This is a genomic window from Enterococcus sp. C57, from assembly GCF_040887305.1.
GTDB lineage: Bacteria > Bacillota > Bacilli > Lactobacillales > Enterococcaceae > Enterococcus_B > Enterococcus_B hirae.
Map to the genome: position 1 here is coordinate 171,148 of NZ_JBFOFP010000001.1, position 19,084 is coordinate 190,231.

The following is a 19,084-nucleotide window of genomic DNA, read 5'->3' on the forward strand; positions in this document are numbered from 1 at the left end:
ACAAATAATGTAGTGAAAAACAAATCATTGTGTCGACTGGTCGAATCAGATCAGTCGATTCTTTTTTTGAAAGGAAACATAAGTAATGAACGACTGGCAAAAGGTATTTAAAGAATGGTATCCCAAAGAAATCAATCAAGTCTATCCAATTAAGATATCAAAACAGTATACAAGTAATCAGCGTTGGGAAATCTATGAAAAGTTGACGACGAAACAACGTCAATTAGTTGATCAACATCGACGCTACTTGATCAATTCCCAATTTATAGAAGAAAATTATTTAGCAGCGACTGATTGGGTCTTTTCCGATTTTAAAATCAATCCTTTTTTTCGTACCAAACGGCGACAACAAAAATTATATTGCGAATGCGGTCGTGAATTAAAAGTGCAATATATCGTTCATTCACCAAAGACCGGTAAGAGCCTTTCTTTAGGGATCAATCACTTTGCTGAACATTTACACGTAAGCCCGAAAATCGCAACATCTATCAATCAAGGGATGACTAAAGTCGATTTAGCACTAGACGAATTATTGTGGCTGAAACAGCAAAACGTGGCGTTTCCAGAAGATTTATGGCAAGAATATTGTTTTATGCTCTACCAAAATCGAAAATTAAAAAATCCCTATTTGCCTGATCAAAAACTAGTTGCCAGGGTTGTGGATTTTCGTGAAGCAGATATGCCAATTTATCTTGCTGATTATCAAGCGCTGAAACAAGAGATCTCACGCATTGCAACGCAATTAGAGGGAACCCCTAAAAAAATTCGTGGGAAGAAAGAACTATTTGAAGATTTTTCAGAAGAATTAGTGAAAGATGTCGAGACTTTTTTAACGAATTACCGAACTTTTTTGCAAAAAGATTGGACGTTGATCGCTGTTGACGGGGGTGAACAACTATCATTGACCTTCTTTGAAACATTCATCCAGCAATTAAGAGCAACTGGACGCCAACAAACTCCAGAACAACAGAGTAAAATGACCGAATATGCACGCAAGCAGCGATTTATCCAATCCGAGGTGTATCTTTTCATCTGGCAGCAATATTGTCGTTATGGTTTCACAGAAGGCTTCTTTGATAGTATTCCTAGAGTCATGAGAAATGGTTTCTTGAAGGTCTTACGAAAAGAAAAAGAAATGAAGCAAACAGTGATAGCCAACGAAAATGTGTCACAGAAAAAGGTAGTCACCGAGGAAGTATGGGATAAAATTGCTGTTGAGTTGAAAACGAAAAAAGTGAGGACCATTTTAACAGAACTAAATGAAAATGACTATTCCTTATCGAAAGAACAACAACATGCGTTACAATATTTCCAACAATTAGAAAAAGTTTTGCAAACAGAAAATTCAAAAACTAAGCAATTATTAAAAAGACTATTGTGAAAGTCGATAGGGTAAAAATAAGCTAGCTACCACCAATCAATTGTTGGCGGCAGCTAGCTTATTTAGATAAGTACCAAGAAAAAGGGAACATCGAAACATGCTTTACCAGAAGACTGTCGATTATATTCAGATCAAAATGATCATGGCACGGTCTTAAATCAGCACACTCTTTTCATGCTCTTGATCATATTCTTTTTCCATTTTTAGCATTCGTTCACGTTCTTTTTGGTTATACCAAGGAGAAACTGTGAAAGCCAAGACATCATTCAATAGGTAAACGGAACTATTGACAAACATAGCTAAACTAGCTGAACCATGTCTAAATGAGATGTACCACAGAACCATCTGTGCTAATCCTGAAGCCAACCACCAATAATATTGGTTATTGTAACGCAAGAAACTGATCACACCAGCTGTCAAACTGATTGAAAAGGCAATAGCATCGATCCAAGGACGTGGATCGTCTGTTAAGCGCCCAATCAAGAAACCTGAAATAGCATAAACCAGGATCGTAGCAAAAATTGCGACTAACCATGTTTTTCCATTGAACTTACGGATTTTTGCTGCCATGTTATGATTCCATTCTTTACTTAATAAAACAGGGATATCTAAGGTGATCATATAGGCGATTTGTTCGCCGATACTCAAGTAATTTTTAGCAGAAAAACCAACGATGATGAAACAAATAGCTGATAAAATTCCTAAAATACCATTAACAGATTTCGCTGCATTGATTGATAAGATACACAAGACACCAAGTGTAGTACCGATAAAAGTGATCACCGCTAACCAAGTAATAGGGCTATTCACAAGGGTCATAATCTGACACCCAAGACTAAAAAAGAAAAGATAGTAATTTTGTTGAGGCCAACCTTTGAGTTGGTGTGCTAAAAAGCGAAAATAATTTATCATTGATAAAAGCTCCTTTAAACACTAAATATAGTATGTGTTCGATTTGTTGACACAACCTATTGTATTACTTTCAAAAAATATTTCTAGTCTTTCAATTTAAAATAATATGTGTTATGATACTTTTTGCTTTGTTTTCTGGAAACATGAAAACTTTACATTGAATTGATGAAAGAATGGGAAGTCAACCGACGTAGGTGAACTTTCCATTTTTTTCTTTATAAAAAACTTTTGACCAAAGAAAATGTTAAAATATGAAAAAGAATAAAAGATTAAAGGAGTAAAAAATGAATTTATCTGCTATCCATCATGTCGCAATTATTGTATCTGACTATCAAAAATCACGGGAATTTTACGTTGATAAGTTAGGCTTTGAAGTAATCCGTGAAAATTATCGTGCGGAAAGAGAAGATTATAAATTAGATTTAAAGCTTGGAACAGCTGAATTAGAAATATTCGGGGTAGCTAATGCGCCTAAACGTCCAAGTTATCCAGAAGCATGTGGATTAAGACATCTGGCTTTTAAAGTGGAACAGATTGAATCTGTCATTGAAGAGCTTCGTTTAAAAGGGATCGAAACTGAGCCAATTCGAATCGATACATTTACTGGGAAAAAAATGACTTTTTTCTTTGATCCAGATGGCTTGCCGTTAGAATTACATGAATAAGTAACAAAATTGTCACTTTTTCTTTCTGTCATTCGATTTTTTTTAATAAAAAATCTTGGTATGCTAGTAAAAAAAGGAAAAGGGAGACACTGATGAAGATGAAAAAAATTTTATTTGGGTCAGCTATTCTCATACTTATTGGGCTAACGGCTTCGTTAGGATTATTGACTGCTACGTTTCGTTATGATGATATTAGTGAACAAGAATATCAAATCTCACTGAAAAAAGCAGTGGGAATCTTTAAAAAAGAAACAAATAAAACAAAAGTTCAGATGGTTCAGTTTGTACCAAAAGAGGATGTCCAACAACAAACAAACAATACCTTTCAATATCTTTTCGTAGATTCTGAACAAACGCTTGTTGTCAATCCTACAACCGGAAAGCCAGCTGTTCGTTCGAGTAAATTAACCGAAAACCAACCATTCTTTGACATCAAAAAGATCTACTCAAGCAAATCTCCTCAAAAGGCAATGAAAGAAGCTGTTAAACAAAGTGGAAAGCGCAATGCTAAAGTAAGAAGTTGGGTTTTGCTAATGAAAAGCGACAAATTATACTATGAGATCAAATTAGCAGAGGATAATGAAGAATCTGTTTTGTTGATTCGTGCCTAAAAATCAATAGCTATCATTTTTCTTTTTTACAATATAAGAGTAAGCTAAATGTGTAAAAAAGAAAGGAAGTCATTGCTATGGAAAAGATGAAATGCCCAAATTGTGGGAAAAAGTTTACTTATGAAGAAGTCAACAATGTAGTTGAACATGTTGATAAAGAAATGCCGATCGTTTGTCCTTATTGCCGGACAGAAGCTGCTCGCATCGTTTCACATGGTTATTTTGTTACCCAAAAAATCGAGGATTATTTAAAATAACTCTTTTGATCTTTATTTTTCAGTGATAGAATGAAAAAAAGGAGAGAATGAAATGATTCGTTTTGCAAAAAAAGAGGATGCTCGAGAGATTGCTCCGCTTATTTTAGTTATTTTAAATGATATGGAATTACCTTTTTTACAAAAGTATGGGAAAGAAAAAACAATTGAAATCTTAGAAGAAGCCATTATGGATCCCGATTATCGTTACAGTTATACAAGAGGAATTGTTGAAGAAATTGATGGCAAGATAGCTGGTGTAGCATTTGGCTACACAGATGAAGAAGAGCCATTTATCGATAAACCCTTAGAAGTAATTTTAGAAAAACATGGAATTACAGATAAGGAACAATTATTTGTAGATCAAGAAACATTTCCTAAAGAATGGTATTTGGATTCCATTTCCGTTTCGGAAGCTTTTAGAGGACAAGGAATAGGTTCACACTTACTTGAAGCTTTACCTAAATTAGCTAAAAAAACTGGGCGAAATGTTATTGGTTTAAGTGTAGATGAACAAAATCCTAACGCCAAAAGATTGTATGAACGTCACGGATTTAAAGTAGTAGGCAAAAGGATAATCAGTGATCATCTCTATGATCACATGCAAAAGGAAATTTAATGGTTTCTTAATCAAACCAAACTTATTATTTTTTAATAAAGACATTTAAATTGTTGTAACTATTATTTGATAAAATGTTGAGTGAAAACAAGGTTTTTCACTCTTTTTTTGTTTTGTTTTCATAAATGTCAGTTGTATATATTAAATGATAGTTGTTATAATCTCTTTTTTATGAAAATATTTTTCATTTATTTTCAATTATTCTGTAATGACGGGTCTTTTTTTAAGTATTAAAATATGCTCTATCGCTCGTCACTGGGCTTGGAGACAGGAAAGGACCGTTGAAATGTTAAGAAGTAAAATTGGGAATATATTTGGTGTTATGCTATTATTTTTAAATCTCTTTGTTGCTCTACCTGCAATAGCGGAAACTTATACGCCTCAAGATTCTGGTAGCATCTATGATGATTTAACTGGTGATTATGGAATATTAGGGATTGCTTCTCAATTCCATATATTCGCAAAAGAAAAAACGACGATAAACGCGCATACAAATGGTAATGTTGCAACAAAAGAGCTAGATGCAAACAATAATTTTGGGACAGATATCATCACGGGTGACCTCCAACTAGAAATCAACTATGTTCAAGCAACTGATTCTTTGATTGGCTCATCCTTTACTTCGGGAGATAGTAACCGAGTAAATAAATTTGTTGTAGGTTCTTCAATTAGTACAGGGATCGAAAATGATCAGGCAGTGGTAAATGGCTCAAGGATCGACCATTTATCTGCTTCAGAACTTTATCAAGATCGACCTGGGAATACTTATATTGATTTTGACACGGAATTTGCAAAATTAGAAGGAGCTTCGGAAAGTTTGATGTCGATTACTCCTGCTAAAACCTATCTTTCAAGTGATTTTCCTGATATGAATAATCGAACGATTGATGTAACAGGAATGGGAAGTTCAGATGTTGTAATCATCAATGTGGATGCTTCAGTGTTATCATTGAATACACCACTGAATATTGTAAATTCTGAAAATAAAATTTTGGTTATGAATGTCATCAATGCACCAGCTGATTTCACGATCCAGTCACAAATTCATTACAATAATCGAGCAAATCATGAAACGGAAGATTTTTCTGACGCAAATATTTCATGGAATTTCCCAAGTAATGTAACGAACTTGGCGATAAATGCACCTTTTCAAGGTACCATTATTGCGCCACGAGCAGATGTCACAGCCAATCAAAATATGGATGGAACAATCATCGGAAAAAATGTTACGCTAAATGCAGCAACCAATCGTTGGGACCCTAACGAAATTTTCCTTGCTGATAATTCAGATAATTCTGGATCAAGCGATAGCAGTACAGATACGACAAGCAGTGATAGTAGTACGGATACGACAAGCAGTGACAGCAGTACGGACACGACAAGCAGTGACAGTGATACCGATACGACAAGCAGTGACAGCAGTACGGATACGACAAGCAGTGACAGCAGTACGGACACGACAAGCAGTGACAGTAGCACTAACCCAACAAGTGGTGACAGTGATACCGATACGACAAGCAGTGACAGCAGTACGGACACAACAAGCAGTGATAGCAGTACTAACCCAACAAGTGGTGACAGTGATACCGATACGACAAGCAGTGATAGCAGTACAGATACGACAAGCAGTGATAGCAGTACTAACCCAACAAGTGGTGACAGCAGTAGCAACCCAACAAATGGTAATAGTGATACTGACACGCCAACTCCATTTCATATTGATCCAAGTATGAGCGGAGAGGATACCAATCAGGTGTATCCTAATAATAATGATAAAACTAATCAATCAAATGGAATGAATAGCACCATCCCACAACAAGGGAAGGGTACTGATTTAGATAGAAATGAGTTTAACAGTTCTACAAATGAAACAACTAACGTAACCGATGAATCGCGGTCAATGGATTTTCAAGATCAAGATTCGCAAGTTTTGCCAAAAACAAATAGTGCTTCCAATAAATGGTTAGCAATTGTTGGTGGAATGATTATTGTGTTAGTTGTTATTGTGGGATTTATGAGAAGAAAGAAGCATAAATAAGAAGAATAAATAAAGGCTCATCAAGTGTTTGACTGAGCCAACTAAAAATAAGCCTTCCTACATGAAGCGTATCTGCTAAGTTCGTTTGCTCTGACTAGCGGGTCTTGTTTCCTAGAGGATGGCTTATTTTTTCTTGAAGTTATTCTGATTATAAGAAGGAGCAAGTTAATTTGTGTCTAATCGGTAAGAAAGAGGTGTATCTTTGTCATGGTTTTTACGGTATAACCAGTAGTCTAATACAGCTGCGATACAGATACAGATAGGCGCATTTTCTTCCATTGGAATATCAAGTACATAATAATCTCCAGAAAAAAGCGTTGCTTTATCCATTTTCATGATTCGTTGATTAAAATGATGGATTTGATATTGATGGTTATAGATATCTCCTTGAACTGTCCAATGAAGACGACGTACATAGTAAAAATCCCCGGGCCAGTTAAAGATTTTTTGCATCGTTCCTACTTTTTTAAAATCCTTATAAAGTTCAAAACGGGTTCCGAAAGTTAGACTCGTTTGTTTAATATGTGCCACAAGATTTCCGTTCATTGCATAAAGAGACAAAGCATCTCCTTTTGTTCCCCAACGACCAACCATTAAGAAGATGGATTTACCAGATTCATTTTTAACAACAGTCCTCGTGACACGACTGAGATGCTTTTCTTGAATGAAAAATTCTGACATCTTTCTCCCTCTTTTCTCGAAAATTATAGATTTTCGGAAATTGCCCGTAAGATTGCCTTGCCGACCCCAGACTCCAGGTTAGTATCAGTGACAAATTTTGCGTAATCTTTGACTTCGATTTCAGCATTTCCCATCGCAAAACTAACACCAGCCACTTGTAACATACTAACGTCATTAAAATTATCCCCAATCGCCATGACATCGTCTAATTCGATTCCTCGGTCATGTGCGACATGAGCCACAGCAATTCCTTTTTGGGCATTTTTGTGATTGACCTCGATATTGTTTTGACCAGACGAAGTAACAGCTAAGTCACCCAGTTCACTGATTTCTTTTCCAACTGGACCCAATACTCGCGGACCTTCCGTATGGAAACAAATCACTTTTAATACCTCTAATGTTTCGTCTTGGAGCAAGTCACGAATACTATCAACATAATTGATATGCAAAAGTTCAAGGTTGGCTGAAGCCATCGCAATCGCCATTTTATATGTTAAATGGGGGAGATGACTACCAATCATTGAGGCAAAGCTTTCAATTCTTTTGGCTTGGCTTTCAGAATAAAGCCCTCGATTGGTCGATACTTCATAATAAATCTCATTTTGATCAAGGATATCTAAGACAGTTGCAGTTTTTAGAGTCGGTATTGGAACAGTGAACAAGGAGTTTCCTGTTTTGTCGAAAACTTGCGCACCATTTAGCGTAATCATGGCACAATCAATGCCAACTTCATCTAAAGCCGCACGTGCTTCTTGATAATTGCGACCAGTCGCAACCATAAATTCAATCCCTGCATCATTGGCAAAGCGGATCGCTTCGGCATTTTCGGGTGATATACTCATATGGGCATCTAATAAAGTACCGTCCATATCTGATGCGATTAATTTGATCATAACTCTCATCGTTCCTTTCTTTCTCTTCTTCTTAGTTTACCATATCCAGATGACACTGCGTGCGAAGATTGCCCCTTGTTAAGAAAGAATTTGTGAGTTATCCTGATTGTTGGAGGTGGAACGATTGAAAGAAATCATTCATAACAGTTGGCAAACGATTTTAACAGATGAGTTTGAAAAAGAATACTACCAAAAGTTAAGAAACTTTTTAAAAAAAGAATATACGACTCAGAAAATTCATCCAGATATGTATCATATTTATGAAGCGTTGGAATTGACTCCTTACGAAAAAGTAAAGGTTGTGATTTTAGGTCAAGACCCTTACCATGGTGTCAATCAAGCACATGGCTTATCTTTTTCTGTGCAACCAGGGGTTAAAATTCCACCATCATTAAACAATATCTATAAAGAATTGCAAAGTGATTTAGGTATTTCGCCGGTCAAACATGGCAATTTAGTTTCTTGGGCTAAGCAAGGCGTTTTACTATTAAATACGGTACTAACGGTCCGAGAAGGTCAAGCTTACTCACATCGTGGCAAAGGTTGGGAAATATTGACGGATAAAATCATTGAAAAATTAAACGAACGAGAAAAACCAATCGTTTTTATTTTATGGGGGAAACCAGCTCAAGAAAAAATGAAAATGATTGATAAAAGTCGGCATATCATTTTAACATCTGCTCATCCTAGTCCATTATCAGCTCATCGAGGATTCCTAGGCTCTAAACCTTTTTCTAAGACCAATGATGCACTGATGGCATTAGGGGAAACACCGATCGATTGGCAATTACCTGAAACAGTGTAGTAAGACAGCGTTTTCCTGTTATATGTCAGATTGTATGTTATGTGAAAGACTTCATTACTAATGGTTTTTTGACTGATACAGATAAAATAAACTGTTCTTTTTTTTGGGAATAGTGTATGATGGATACATAGAAAATATCTGGAGGTCATCTTGTGGAATTGTTTGATAGTTTGAGATTCAAAATTGTACGTCGCAGCATTAAAATCGTTTTTCCTGAAGCAACTGATGCAAGAATTTTAGGTGCAGCAGCTCGTTTGAAAGCGGAAGAATTAGTGGAACCTATTTTGATTGGTAGCGAAGAAGAAATCACAGCTGCTGCTCATGCTCGTGGAATTAAAACTTCAAGTTTTACGATCATTGATCCAAATCGTTATGATAAATGGGATGAAATGGTTGAAGCTTTTGTGGAACGTCGTAATGGAAAGGCATCCAAGGAACAAGCAGAAAGCATCTTAAAAGATGTCAATTACTTTGGTACGATGTTGACATATATGGGAATTGCTGACGGGATGGTTTCTGGTGCGATTCACTCAACTGGAGATACTGTTCGTCCAGCGTTACAAATCATCAAAACAAAACCAGGCGTCAGCCGAACAAGTGGTGCGATGATCATGGTACGTGGACGTGACCAAGAAAAATATGTCTTTTCAGATTGTGCTATCAATGTCAATCCCAATGCCCAAGAATTAGCAGAAATCGCTGTAGAATCAGCAAAGACTGCTGAATTATTCGATATTGATCCTAAAGTAGCATTAATGAGTTTTTCAACTAAAGGATCTGCGAAAGCACCAGAAGTGGATAAAGTGGTCGAAGCAACTAAAATTGCTAAAAAATTAGCGCCTCAATATGTAATTGATGGCGAATTACAATTTGATGCTTCTTATGTTCCTTCAGTGGCTCAACTAAAAGCACCTGATTCTGATGTAGCTGGACAAGCAACTGTCTTTGTTTTCCCAGAATTGCAATCTGGAAACATTGGTTACAAAATTGCTCAACGTTTTGGTAACTTTGAAGCGATCGGACCGATCTTACAAGGATTGAATAAACCAGTTTCTGATTTATCTCGTGGAGCAAACGAAGAAGATGTGTATAAATTAGCGATCATTACTGCAGCCCAAACATTATTAGATTAAGATCTAAGACTCAATGAATAATAGTTCGTGAAAGAAGCGATCAGCTCCGAGCGTATAAGCGCAGATTTTTTGAAACAGTTCTCATGTTTTGAAAAATTTAGACTTATTGCAAGGAGCTGATGATTGAAAAATATTTATTCATTTTGACACATATGAAAAAGCTCGGGACGACCTTTGTCCCAAGCTTTTTTTTGCTTTAAAAAATTTTCCATCCACGATATACTGTCACAAAAGGCTAGATGAAGGAGTAAGTTAGAATGATTGAATTAAGTGGTTTAGATAAGACAGAAGAATTGGCAAAAGTCATCGGTGAAGTGGCACTGCCTGGGGATAATTTAGTATTAACTGGTGACTTAGGAGCCGGAAAAACAACGCTGACCAAAGGGATTGCTCGCGGATTAGGAATCGAACAAATGATCAAGAGCCCCACTTATACAATTATTCGGGAATATGATCAAGGTAGATTGCCACTTTATCATATGGATATTTATCGTGTAGCAGCTAGCGGCGCGGATCTTGGTTTAGATGAGTATTTTGAAGGAGAGGGTTTATCTGTCATTGAATGGGGGAATCTTTTAGAAGAAGCCTTACCAGAAGACTATTTGGAACTGATTTTAGAAAAAAGTGATACAGATTTAGAATATAGATATGTGAAATTGCAAGCATATGGGGAGCAAAGTGAAGCTTTCAAACAGCGGATCGTGGAAAAATGGAGACAAAACAATGAGTGAAGAGATCTCATTGACCATTCGAGAAGCTCAGCCAAATGATGCCAGTGAATTATTAGCAATGATGCAACAAGTAGAGGAAGAGACTGACTTTTTGGTTATGGATGAACAAGGAATGGAGCTAACACCTGAAGCCTTAGCTTTATCCATCGAATATCTACAAGACAGCAACAATAATCTTTTACTTTTAGCTTGTATGGGTCAAAAAATCATCGGGGTTGTTTCTGTTAAAGCAGGCGAACAATACCGCATCTCTCATGTGGGAGAGGTTGGGATCAGCATCTTAAAGGACTATTGGGGTTTGGGCTTAGGAACGATGTTGCTTGAAGAAGTATTGATTTGGGTGAAAGAAAATGGTGTACTTTTTAGACTGGAATTAGATGTGCAAACTCGAAATGAACGAGCGGTTCACTTGTATCAAAAAATGGGTTTTGAAATCGAAGCGCTTATGAAAAGAGGGGCCCGAACAGATGATGGGGACTTTTTGGATGTCTATAGGATGTCTTTATTGATTGACTGATCTTAGATTTAGGAGGACATCTTTTCAAATAATCAGAAAAAATTGGTGAATGGTTGGAATGAAGGGGATAAAGGTTCTTGAAAAGGTTAAAAAAGGCGATCAAAAAATCCATGGTTACCTGTAAAAAGCAACCATGGATTTTTTGTCTACCTGTTTTTTAGTAGCTCATTTTAGGGTAACTAATTTTTTCAAAGGATCTGTTCCAAAGTGTTTTTCTTGATAAAGTAAAATCTCTGCACAGGCACGACTGTCTTCTAATGCATCATGGTGATTCGCTAAAGTGATATTTAAATTTTCACAGACAGTATTCAATCGATGATTTGGCATCTCTGGAAATAAACGACGACTGGTTTTTACCGTACATAAAGATAAATAATGAGGTTGGAGCAAATTGTAATAATCTAAACAACCAGCTAGAACTTTCGTATCAAAAGCTGCGTTATGAGCGACGACTAAGCGGTTTTTTTGGAAATAATGTTGAATCGTTTGCCAAACTTCAGGAAATTTGGGTGCGGTACGAACATCTTCTTGATGAATACCGTGAATTTGAACATTTCTCCAGAAAAAAGGTGTTTCTGGCTGGATGAGTGTGTAATATTCATCAACAATTTGGCTATTTTGGACCATAACCAATGCTAATGAACAAGCACTGTGGGATTGATGGTTGGCTGTTTCAAAGTCCATTGCAACAAAATTCATGTGCATAAAACCTCCTTAAAAAATAAACACTAACATAAAAAGTGAAGAAAAGAAAGTGATGGATATGTAAAAAAAATCAATCAAATGAAGAAAGACCACGCTCAAAAAAGAAGCATCTTTGCTGATCTTTCTTCATTCTTTTTAATAAAAATATTCAGCCCTGCCTAGGATGATGATGGCTAACAATGAGATTATTTCAAGTCTAGTTCTACGGGACAATGATCGCTTCCCATAATCGAGGTATGGATTTTTGCATCCACCAAGCGTGGCTTCAACTCGTCACTAGTTAAGAAATAGTCGATACGCCAACCTGCGTTGTTTTTTCTAGCATTGAAACGATAACTCCACCAAGAATAAATACCAGTTTGTTCAGGATAGAAATAGCGGAAGGTATCAATAAAGCCATTTGCTAACAAGTGTGAGAAGGCAGTTCGTTCTTCCATCGTAAAGCCAGCATTTTTTTGATTGGTTTTCCAATTTTTCAAATCAATTTCCTGGTGGGCAACGTTTAAGTCGCCGCACACAATGACTGGTTTTTGTTTTTTTAGTTCTTCTAAGTAATGGTAAAAGGCTTCTTCCCATTGTAAACGGTAGTCCAAGCGTTTTAATTCATTTTGGGAATTAGGTGTATAACAAGTAACTAGAAAGAATTCAGGGTATTCAAGTGTGATCAAACGTCCTTCTTGATCATGTAAATCAATGCCCATTCCATAAGAGACATTTAGTGCGGGTTCTTTGGCAAAGATCGCTGTGCCTGAATAGCCTTTTCTTTCTGCATAATTCCAATATTGATGATAGCCAGGTAAGTCTAATTCGATTTGACCGGCTTGTAGTTTGGTTTCTTGAAGACAGAAAAAGTCGGCATCTAATTCATTAAAGACGTCTAAAAAATTTTTATTGACGATTGCACGTAGGCCATTCACATTCCAGGAGATAAATTTCAATTAAATACGCATCCTTTCTTTTGGATCTTAGATTAGCATTTGTGGTTCTATTGTACCTTATTTTACTAAAAAATAGTGTAAGATAAGAGTAATGAATGGATTGGAGGAACGAACATGCGAATTGGTGTGATTGGTGTGGGTAATATTGCAGAAAAAGCGTATTTACCTACTTATGCAAAAAATCAAGGAAAGATTGATTTCTACTTTGCGACTAGAAACAAAGAAACGAAAAAACGAATCCATGAAATGTATGGATTTGACCATCTATATGAATCAATTGATGAACTACTGTCTCAGGATATCAAGGCTTGTATGATTCATGCAGCCACAAAGGTACATTATGAATTAGCCAAAAAATGTCTTGAAAATCAGGTGCATGTGTATATCGATAAACCACTCAGTGTTGACCTTAATGAAATCAACGAATTACAAGAACTGGCAGATAAAAATCAAGTTGTCTTAATGGTTGGATTCAATCGACGTTTTGCTCCAATGGTCGAACGTTTGAAACAAGTCCCCGAGAAGCGGCTCATCCAGTTACAAAAAAATCGAATTGCCGCTAAGGAAACAACGGAATTTGTGATCTATGATTTGTTTTTACATCTTGTTGATACGGCGGTATATCTTTTGGACGAACCGATCTTGCGTACGAAATATCAGATCCGTGAAACAAAAGAATTTTTGGAATTTGCCGTATTACAATTGGAAACAGCCCATCAAACAGCAATTTTAACAATGGATCTTTTAAGTGGAGCAAATAGCGAGAACTATCAGATCACTAGTAAAAGTGGCACTTATGAAGTGGCGGAATTAACGGATATGACAATCCAACGAGCATCAGGCGTCGAAATAGAAAAATTTGGCGATTGGGAAAGTACGTTAGTCAAACGCGGTTTTGAGCCAATGATTCAAACATTTTTCGCAGAGATTAGCAAAGAAAAACCTTCAATGGAAGGATTGAAGCAACAAGGGATCATGCAAAGTCATGCACTTTGTGAAGAAATGCTACGTAAACATACAAGACAACAAATGTGAGGGAAACTGGCAAGTTTGTTTTAAGCGTGATAGAATAATGGGGATGTTTGATATAGAAAGGAAAATCCTCAGTGAATAAAGAAGACTTAGTTAAAAATTTACCAGCACTCAATCTATTGTTTGATGAACCATTGATGAATTACACGTTTACCAAAACGGGCGGTCCAGCGGATGTTCTCGTTTTCCCAAAAACACAAAATGAAGTAAAAGAAGTAGTGGATTATTGCCGAACCCATGATGTACCTTGGATGGTTTTAGGTAATGCCAGTAATTTGATTGTTCAAGATGGTGGGATTCGTGGTATGGTGATCATGTTGACTGAGATGAAACAAATCCGAGTTTCTGGGACGATGGTTACAGCTGAAGCTGGAGCAAAATTGATCGATACGACCTATGCGGCGTTAGATACTTCTTTAACCGGGTTTGAGTTTGCTTGTGGCATTCCTGGAAGTATCGGAGGCGCTGTTTATATGAATGCAGGTGCCTATGGCGGTGAAATCAAAGACGTATTAGCAGAAGTGGATGTTTTATTAGCAGATGGTACGTTGAAAACTCTAACCAACGAAGAAATGGCGTTTTCTTATCGACATAGTAAAATCCAAGAAATGGATGCAGTCGTTTTAGAAGCACGTTTCCAATTAACTGCAGGAGAGCATGAAGTAATCAAAGGGCGGATGGACGAGCTGACTGAATTACGTCAATCGAAACAACCATTGGAATATCCTTCTTGTGGGAGTGTATTCAAACGTCCTGTGGGGCATTTTACTGGTCAATTGATCCAAGAAGCTGGATTACAAGGCTTAAAATGGGGTGGCGCTCAAATCTCTGAAAAACATGCTGGCTTTATTGTCAATATTGATCATGCGACCGCTACGGATTATACAGAATTGATCGCGCATATCCAAGAAGTGATCAAAGAAAAATTTGATGTGTCTTTGGAAACAGAAGTACGGATCATTGGCGAAGCAAAAACAGTGGATGCAAACATGTAACCATTGCTAGTTGAATGAACTAGCCATCAATGACTACAGTGAGATGTTCAAACTTTTGTGATAAAACAGATAGAAAGAGCTATTCTGTTTAGAAAGGAAGTTAGCTTATGCTAGATAAACATGTTCCTTATGCCGAGATTTGGATGACTCGTCCATTAAGTGACAGTCTCCCTACGCAATCTTTAGCGACTGGGTATCATTTTGAGTACTACCGTCTAGGCGATGAAACCGAATGGGCAAGAATCGAACAATCAGTCGGAGAGTTCGCAACAGAAACAGAAGCACTTGCTTACTTTCAGAGAGCTTTTTTACCTTATCAAGAAGAACTTCAGCAACGAATGCTTTTCGTTGTAACTGATACAGGTGAAAAAATCGCGACTTGTACCGCTTGGTTCAAAAAACGGAAGGATGGAAGCTATCCGCTTTTTCATTGGCTGGCAGTAGATCCGAGGCATCAAGGAAAAGGGATTGCCAAAGCATTAACGATCGAAGTACTGCGTATTTTCCAAAAGCTGGCATCTCATGGACCAGTGTATCTGCATACGCAAACTTGGAGTCATCCTGCCATTCAACTATACCAAAAGCTAGGGTTTACGATTATCGCTGAGAATTTTGATGGACGTCCGAATAGCGAGTATCCCTTAGCAATGGACACTTTGGAAAAATTGAATATAAAAGCTAAAAAAGACTAACATTCTTTTTGTGGAATAACCGTGATAATGGAAAGTAGAATCAGCTATTTTCTGTGATCATGGTTATTTCGGCTTTCTTTTTTCCGACCTACTGGTTTCATTTCAAATAGGTTTAGGCTGAAATGTAAGAATGTATATATAACTATAGGATACAATTATGAATGGAAAACAGTTATTTAGGAAATGAATGACCTGAAGAGGTAAATCTAGACTATAATACATTTAATATTTATTAAAGCTTTGAGAAAGATGTGCCAAATGATATTAAAGGGAGCGATATCATGAAGAAAACAGAAGAAATCAATCAAATTATAGTAGAATTATACGACTTGATTCTTAATAAAGAAGTCAAAGAAAGGGAAAGAGTATCATTAATCGAGGCTAAAAACAAACTAGAAAAACAAGAATATTTTCCAAGAGTAATGAAAGATCTGGAATATCAACTACGCCCTTTAGCGATCAAGAGTCAATTGACACCACCAGTCGCAGCTTTTTATTTAAAAATTTCGACGATGGGACGCTTTGAACAAGAATTAGGTCGAGGATTAGCTTCGACACCCATCACTTTTGGCCCATTTTTTTAATAAATATCCCCTGAAGCGTGGAAACACTGCTAGCTGGTTTATCTGATCTCTTTAATAAGTGTAAGTAGTACAATTCCTGAACACACTTTATTTGTTTTTATACTCATCAAAAAAGCCTAGGACGTCCTTGCCCCAGGCTTTTAATAGTAGACAATTTTTCTTATACTAGTTTCTAAAGTTATCGATAGAATCACATAAAGAATAATTGATAATAAAATTTTGTTTATTTCGAAGGTGCTTTTCTTCTTTCAGTTCGTGATTCTCTCTTTTTTCTGGGGATGAAGTTACGGATAAAAGTAAACTTCCGATAATCATTCTGACTATAAAGATATCCAAAGATACTAAACGTCAAGGCTCCAATAAAATTGACGAATAGGTCTTTCATCGTGTCAATAATCCCTATGTCAAGATAACCACCAGAAATCACATATTTTTCTGTATTTCCAGCTGAATCTTTATATTCCACGATGGTTTGCTCGATATTAGGGATCGAGTGGACAGTATTGCCATCTTTACTTAACTCCACACTGTTGATTTGTTGGACAAGGCTATCTTTTTGCATGTCCAGTTGAAATATATGATCAGCTGAAAATTCAACAAATTCCCACATCACACCGACTGTCATTGAAAAACAAAATGAAACGATAGCTAACAATAATGGTGTTAGATTCATTGTTTTCGTGTTTTTGTTCAGTAAGTAGACAAGTGAAAAACCAACCCCACCAGCTAAAAAACCAGTTAAAGCATGTAAGATAGTATCCCACATTGAGAAATACCCGTAGAAGTCACTTAATTCTCCTAAAACAGTTGAACTAAAAATGAATGAAATAATAATGATTTCTAACATATTCGGGATTTCGATCTTTAACATTTTTTCTAGAAGATAAGGAATTTCAAATAAAACTAGAGTTAGCAATAAGAGAAAAGTATTTCCCATGTTTTGCTGAAAAATTTGATCGACTAACATTACTGTAACGATGACCCGTAGAAGAATATAAAACGCATGGGTAATTCTTCCAGCGGTTTTGGTACCATTCATAAAAAACATTTTCAGATAATTCATAAAATAACTCCTTTATCTATAGTAAAGATTATACTAGGGTAAAAGCGCAAACCAAAATTATTTGTACCAAAACGCCTAAATGAATAAGAAAACAGCCAACAAAAAATAGCAAAAATAGTTATCTAGAGATGCTAGATGGAAAAGTCATTGTTTATTGATAAAAAGAATAAAAAAATAGTTGGAATTGTGAATTTTTTCACTTAAAATAAAGGAGTACTAAAATTTAGGAGGAAAAGAATGAAAAAAGTGCTAAAAAGTTTGGTGGTTTTTACATCAGTTTTAACAATGGGAGCTTGTAGTGCAGATTCAAAAGAAAAAACGACGACAAGCACGAAATCATCTGAAAAAACAGAGGTATCTTCAGGTGCATCGGAACAAACGTATACCAACCCAGCTGAAATGAAAGACTCTTATGATATTATCATTGTTGGTGCAGGTGGAGCAGGGATGACAGCAGCGATTGAAGCAAAAGATGCTGGATTGAACCCAGTCATCTTTGAAAAAATGCCAGTAGCAGGTGGGAATACCTTAAAATCTTCAAGTGGAATGAATGCATCAGCCACTAAATTCCAACAAGCTGACGGAATCAATGACTCCAATGAAGCGTTCTACGAAGAAACATTAAAAGGCGGAGGTGGCACCAATGATCAAGAATTACTCCACTACTTCGTTGATCATTCAGCCGCTGCGATTGATTGGTTGGATCAAAATGGAATCAAATTGGATAATTTAACAATTACTGGGGGAATGAGTGAAAAAAGAACCCACCGACCTTCAGATGGCTCAGCTATCGGTGGTTACTTAGTTGACGGATTGTTAAAAAATGTACATGAACGTAAAATTCCTATTTTTGTGAATACAGATGTAACTGATATCAAAGAAAATAGTGGTAAAGTCAATGAGGTGACTGTACAAGTCCAAGGCGAAGAGCCAAAGGAAATCAAAGGGAACGCAATTGTAGTGACAACTGGCGGGTATGGTGCCAATCAAGAAGTGATTGAAAAATACCGTCCTGATTTAGCAGGCTATGTCACTACTAACCAAGTAGGCTCAACTGGTGATGGAATCACGATGATTGAAAAATTAGGTGGTCAAACGGTCGACATGGATAAAATCCAGATACATCCAACAGTCCAACAAGATGAAGGTGTCTTAATCGGTGAAGCTGTTCGAGGTGAGGGGGCTATTTTAGTCAACCAAGAAGGACAACGATTTGTGAATGAATTAGATACAAGAGACAAAGTTTCCGCAGCTATTACAGCTTTACCGGAAAAATCTGCTTATTTGATTTTTGATCAAGGAGTAAGAGATCGAGCAAAAGCAATTGATTTCTATGAGCAAAAGGGTTACGTGACTTCAGGAGATGATCTGGCAGAATTAGCTGAAAAAGTAAATGTGCCTGCAGACAATTTGGCTCAAACACTTGAATCCTGGAATAAAGCAGTCGATGCTCAAAAGGATGACGCTTTTAATCGGACGACAGCGATGGATAATGGGCTGACAGAACCTAAATACTATGCGATCAAAATTGCCCCAGGTATCCACTACACAATGGGTGGCGTGAAAATCAATACGAAGACAGAAGTGTTGAATAAAGAAAATCAACCGATCACTGGTTTGTATGCTGCTGGTGAAGTAACTGGGGGGCTACACGGGAACAATCGGATTGGTGGTAATTCGGTTGCTGAAATTATTATCTTTGGACGACAAGCTGGACAACAGGCAGCAAAATTCGTCAGTGAAAATTAAGAACGTAAATATAAAGTAAATGGACGGTCAATTAGGAGAAAACTAGCATGTCAAAAGTTAGTTTTCTCCTATACTTTTATCAAACT

General features: G+C 36.6%; 21 protein-coding genes. 15 read left to right on the plus strand and 6 right to left on the minus strand.

Features of this window, described 5'->3' with window-relative positions:
• The first annotated feature begins 85 nt into the window (after nucleotides 1–85).
• Complete coding sequence (locus AB5M32_RS00715; RefSeq protein ID WP_178286667.1) at nucleotides 86–1,381, plus strand: hypothetical protein; 1,296 nt, start codon at nucleotides 86–88, stop codon at nucleotides 1,379–1,381.
• Nucleotides 1,382–1,534: 153 nt separating this feature from the next.
• On the opposite strand, the gene pnuC is transcribed toward AB5M32_RS00715, so the two are convergent.
• Nucleotides 1,535–2,293 carry a nicotinamide riboside transporter PnuC gene (pnuC, locus tag AB5M32_RS00720; RefSeq protein WP_010738309.1) on the minus strand — a complete coding sequence of 253 codons (759 nt, stop codon included), beginning with the start codon at nucleotides 2,291–2,293 and terminating at the stop codon, nucleotides 1,535–1,537.
• A 284-nt stretch (nucleotides 2,294–2,577) separates the two neighbouring features.
• On the opposite strand from pnuC, the gene AB5M32_RS00725 reads away from it, so the two are divergent.
• The 5 genes from AB5M32_RS00725 (at nucleotide 2,578) to AB5M32_RS00745 (ending at nucleotide 6,480) form a co-directional block, all read left to right on the plus strand.
• The gene (locus AB5M32_RS00725) at nucleotides 2,578–2,958 is read left to right on the plus strand and encodes a VOC family protein (RefSeq protein WP_010719876.1); all 381 of its coding nucleotides are present in this window, start codon (nucleotides 2,578–2,580) and stop codon (nucleotides 2,956–2,958) included.
• Nucleotides 2,959–3,050: 92 nt separating this feature from the next.
• A complete protein-coding gene (locus AB5M32_RS00730; protein ID WP_178286665.1) occupies nucleotides 3,051–3,569 on the plus strand; it encodes a hypothetical protein in 519 nt (172 codons plus the stop codon).
• A gap of 77 nt (nucleotides 3,570–3,646) precedes the next feature.
• Entirely contained in the window at nucleotides 3,647–3,826 is a 180-nt protein-coding gene (locus AB5M32_RS00735; protein WP_010738307.1) for a hypothetical protein, read from the plus strand.
• 52 nt (nucleotides 3,827–3,878) lie between these two features.
• A complete protein-coding gene (locus tag AB5M32_RS00740; RefSeq protein ID WP_178286663.1) occupies nucleotides 3,879–4,442 on the plus strand; it encodes a GNAT family N-acetyltransferase in 564 nt (187 codons plus the stop codon).
• A gap of 286 nt (nucleotides 4,443–4,728) precedes the next feature.
• Complete coding sequence (locus tag AB5M32_RS00745) at nucleotides 4,729–6,480, plus strand: collagen-binding domain-containing protein (RefSeq protein WP_368024231.1); 1,752 nt, start codon at nucleotides 4,729–4,731, stop codon at nucleotides 6,478–6,480.
• A gap of 165 nt (nucleotides 6,481–6,645) precedes the next feature.
• Here AB5M32_RS00745 and AB5M32_RS00750 read toward each other — a convergent pair whose 3' ends face one another.
• Both AB5M32_RS00750 and AB5M32_RS00755 read right to left on the minus strand, forming a co-directional pair.
• Nucleotides 6,646–7,161: an LURP-one-related/scramblase family protein gene (locus AB5M32_RS00750; protein WP_010719869.1), complete on the minus strand. Its 516-nt coding sequence runs from the start codon at nucleotides 7,159–7,161 to the stop codon at nucleotides 6,646–6,648.
• A gap of 23 nt (nucleotides 7,162–7,184) precedes the next feature.
• Nucleotides 7,185–8,054: a Cof-type HAD-IIB family hydrolase gene (locus AB5M32_RS00755; RefSeq protein WP_010719868.1), complete on the minus strand. Its 870-nt coding sequence runs from the start codon at nucleotides 8,052–8,054 to the stop codon at nucleotides 7,185–7,187.
• A gap of 124 nt (nucleotides 8,055–8,178) precedes the next feature.
• Here AB5M32_RS00755 and AB5M32_RS00760 point away from each other — a divergent pair, with 124 nt between their 5' ends.
• From AB5M32_RS00760 to AB5M32_RS00775, 4 genes are all read left to right on the plus strand, one after another.
• Nucleotides 8,179–8,859 carry a uracil-DNA glycosylase gene (locus tag AB5M32_RS00760; protein ID WP_010719867.1) on the plus strand — a complete coding sequence of 227 codons (681 nt, stop codon included), beginning with the start codon at nucleotides 8,179–8,181 and terminating at the stop codon, nucleotides 8,857–8,859.
• Nucleotides 8,860–9,011: 152 nt separating this feature from the next.
• Nucleotides 9,012–9,992 carry a phosphate acetyltransferase gene (gene pta, locus AB5M32_RS00765; RefSeq protein ID WP_010719866.1) on the plus strand — a complete coding sequence of 327 codons (981 nt, stop codon included), beginning with the start codon at nucleotides 9,012–9,014 and terminating at the stop codon, nucleotides 9,990–9,992.
• Between the two features lie 257 nt (nucleotides 9,993–10,249).
• Complete coding sequence (tsaE, locus tag AB5M32_RS00770) at nucleotides 10,250–10,723, plus strand: tRNA (adenosine(37)-N6)-threonylcarbamoyltransferase complex ATPase subunit type 1 TsaE (RefSeq protein ID WP_010719865.1); 474 nt, start codon at nucleotides 10,250–10,252, stop codon at nucleotides 10,721–10,723.
• The gene (locus AB5M32_RS00775) at nucleotides 10,716–11,240 is read left to right on the plus strand and encodes a GNAT family N-acetyltransferase (protein WP_034699781.1); all 525 of its coding nucleotides are present in this window, start codon (nucleotides 10,716–10,718) and stop codon (nucleotides 11,238–11,240) included. Before tsaE ends, AB5M32_RS00775 begins: the two co-directional genes overlap by 8 nt.
• Before the next feature lie 165 nt (nucleotides 11,241–11,405).
• Here the strand turns inward: AB5M32_RS00775 and AB5M32_RS00780 are convergent, their stop codons facing one another.
• A complete protein-coding gene (locus AB5M32_RS00780; RefSeq protein ID WP_010719861.1) occupies nucleotides 11,406–11,939 on the minus strand; it encodes a 3'-5' exonuclease in 534 nt (177 codons plus the stop codon).
• Between the two features lie 191 nt (nucleotides 11,940–12,130).
• A complete protein-coding gene (locus tag AB5M32_RS00785) occupies nucleotides 12,131–12,883 on the minus strand; it encodes an exodeoxyribonuclease III (RefSeq protein ID WP_368024232.1) in 753 nt (250 codons plus the stop codon).
• 114 nt (nucleotides 12,884–12,997) lie between these two features.
• Here AB5M32_RS00785 and AB5M32_RS00790 point away from each other — a divergent pair, with 114 nt between their 5' ends.
• From AB5M32_RS00790 to AB5M32_RS00805, 4 genes are all read left to right on the plus strand, one after another.
• Complete coding sequence (locus tag AB5M32_RS00790; protein ID WP_368024233.1) at nucleotides 12,998–13,918, plus strand: Gfo/Idh/MocA family protein; 921 nt, start codon at nucleotides 12,998–13,000, stop codon at nucleotides 13,916–13,918.
• Nucleotides 13,919–13,989: 71 nt separating this feature from the next.
• Entirely contained in the window at nucleotides 13,990–14,910 is a 921-nt protein-coding gene (murB, locus tag AB5M32_RS00795; RefSeq protein WP_368024234.1) for a UDP-N-acetylmuramate dehydrogenase, read from the plus strand.
• A gap of 107 nt (nucleotides 14,911–15,017) precedes the next feature.
• Complete coding sequence (locus AB5M32_RS00800) at nucleotides 15,018–15,602, plus strand: N-acetyltransferase (RefSeq protein ID WP_010719856.1); 585 nt, start codon at nucleotides 15,018–15,020, stop codon at nucleotides 15,600–15,602.
• A 281-nt stretch (nucleotides 15,603–15,883) separates the two neighbouring features.
• Complete coding sequence (locus AB5M32_RS00805) at nucleotides 15,884–16,186, plus strand: bacteriocin immunity protein (protein WP_349700135.1); 303 nt, start codon at nucleotides 15,884–15,886, stop codon at nucleotides 16,184–16,186.
• Nucleotides 16,187–16,409: 223 nt separating this feature from the next.
• On the opposite strand, the gene AB5M32_RS00810 is transcribed toward AB5M32_RS00805, so the two are convergent.
• Nucleotides 16,410–17,249: a hypothetical protein gene (locus AB5M32_RS00810; RefSeq protein WP_010719854.1), complete on the minus strand. Its 840-nt coding sequence runs from the start codon at nucleotides 17,247–17,249 to the stop codon at nucleotides 16,410–16,412.
• 237 nt (nucleotides 17,250–17,486) lie between these two features.
• Between AB5M32_RS00810 and AB5M32_RS00815 the strand changes: the two genes are divergently transcribed.
• Nucleotides 17,487–18,998 carry a flavocytochrome c gene (locus AB5M32_RS00815; RefSeq protein ID WP_010719853.1) on the plus strand — a complete coding sequence of 504 codons (1,512 nt, stop codon included), beginning with the start codon at nucleotides 17,487–17,489 and terminating at the stop codon, nucleotides 18,996–18,998.
• Nucleotides 18,999–19,084 lie beyond the last annotated feature (86 nt).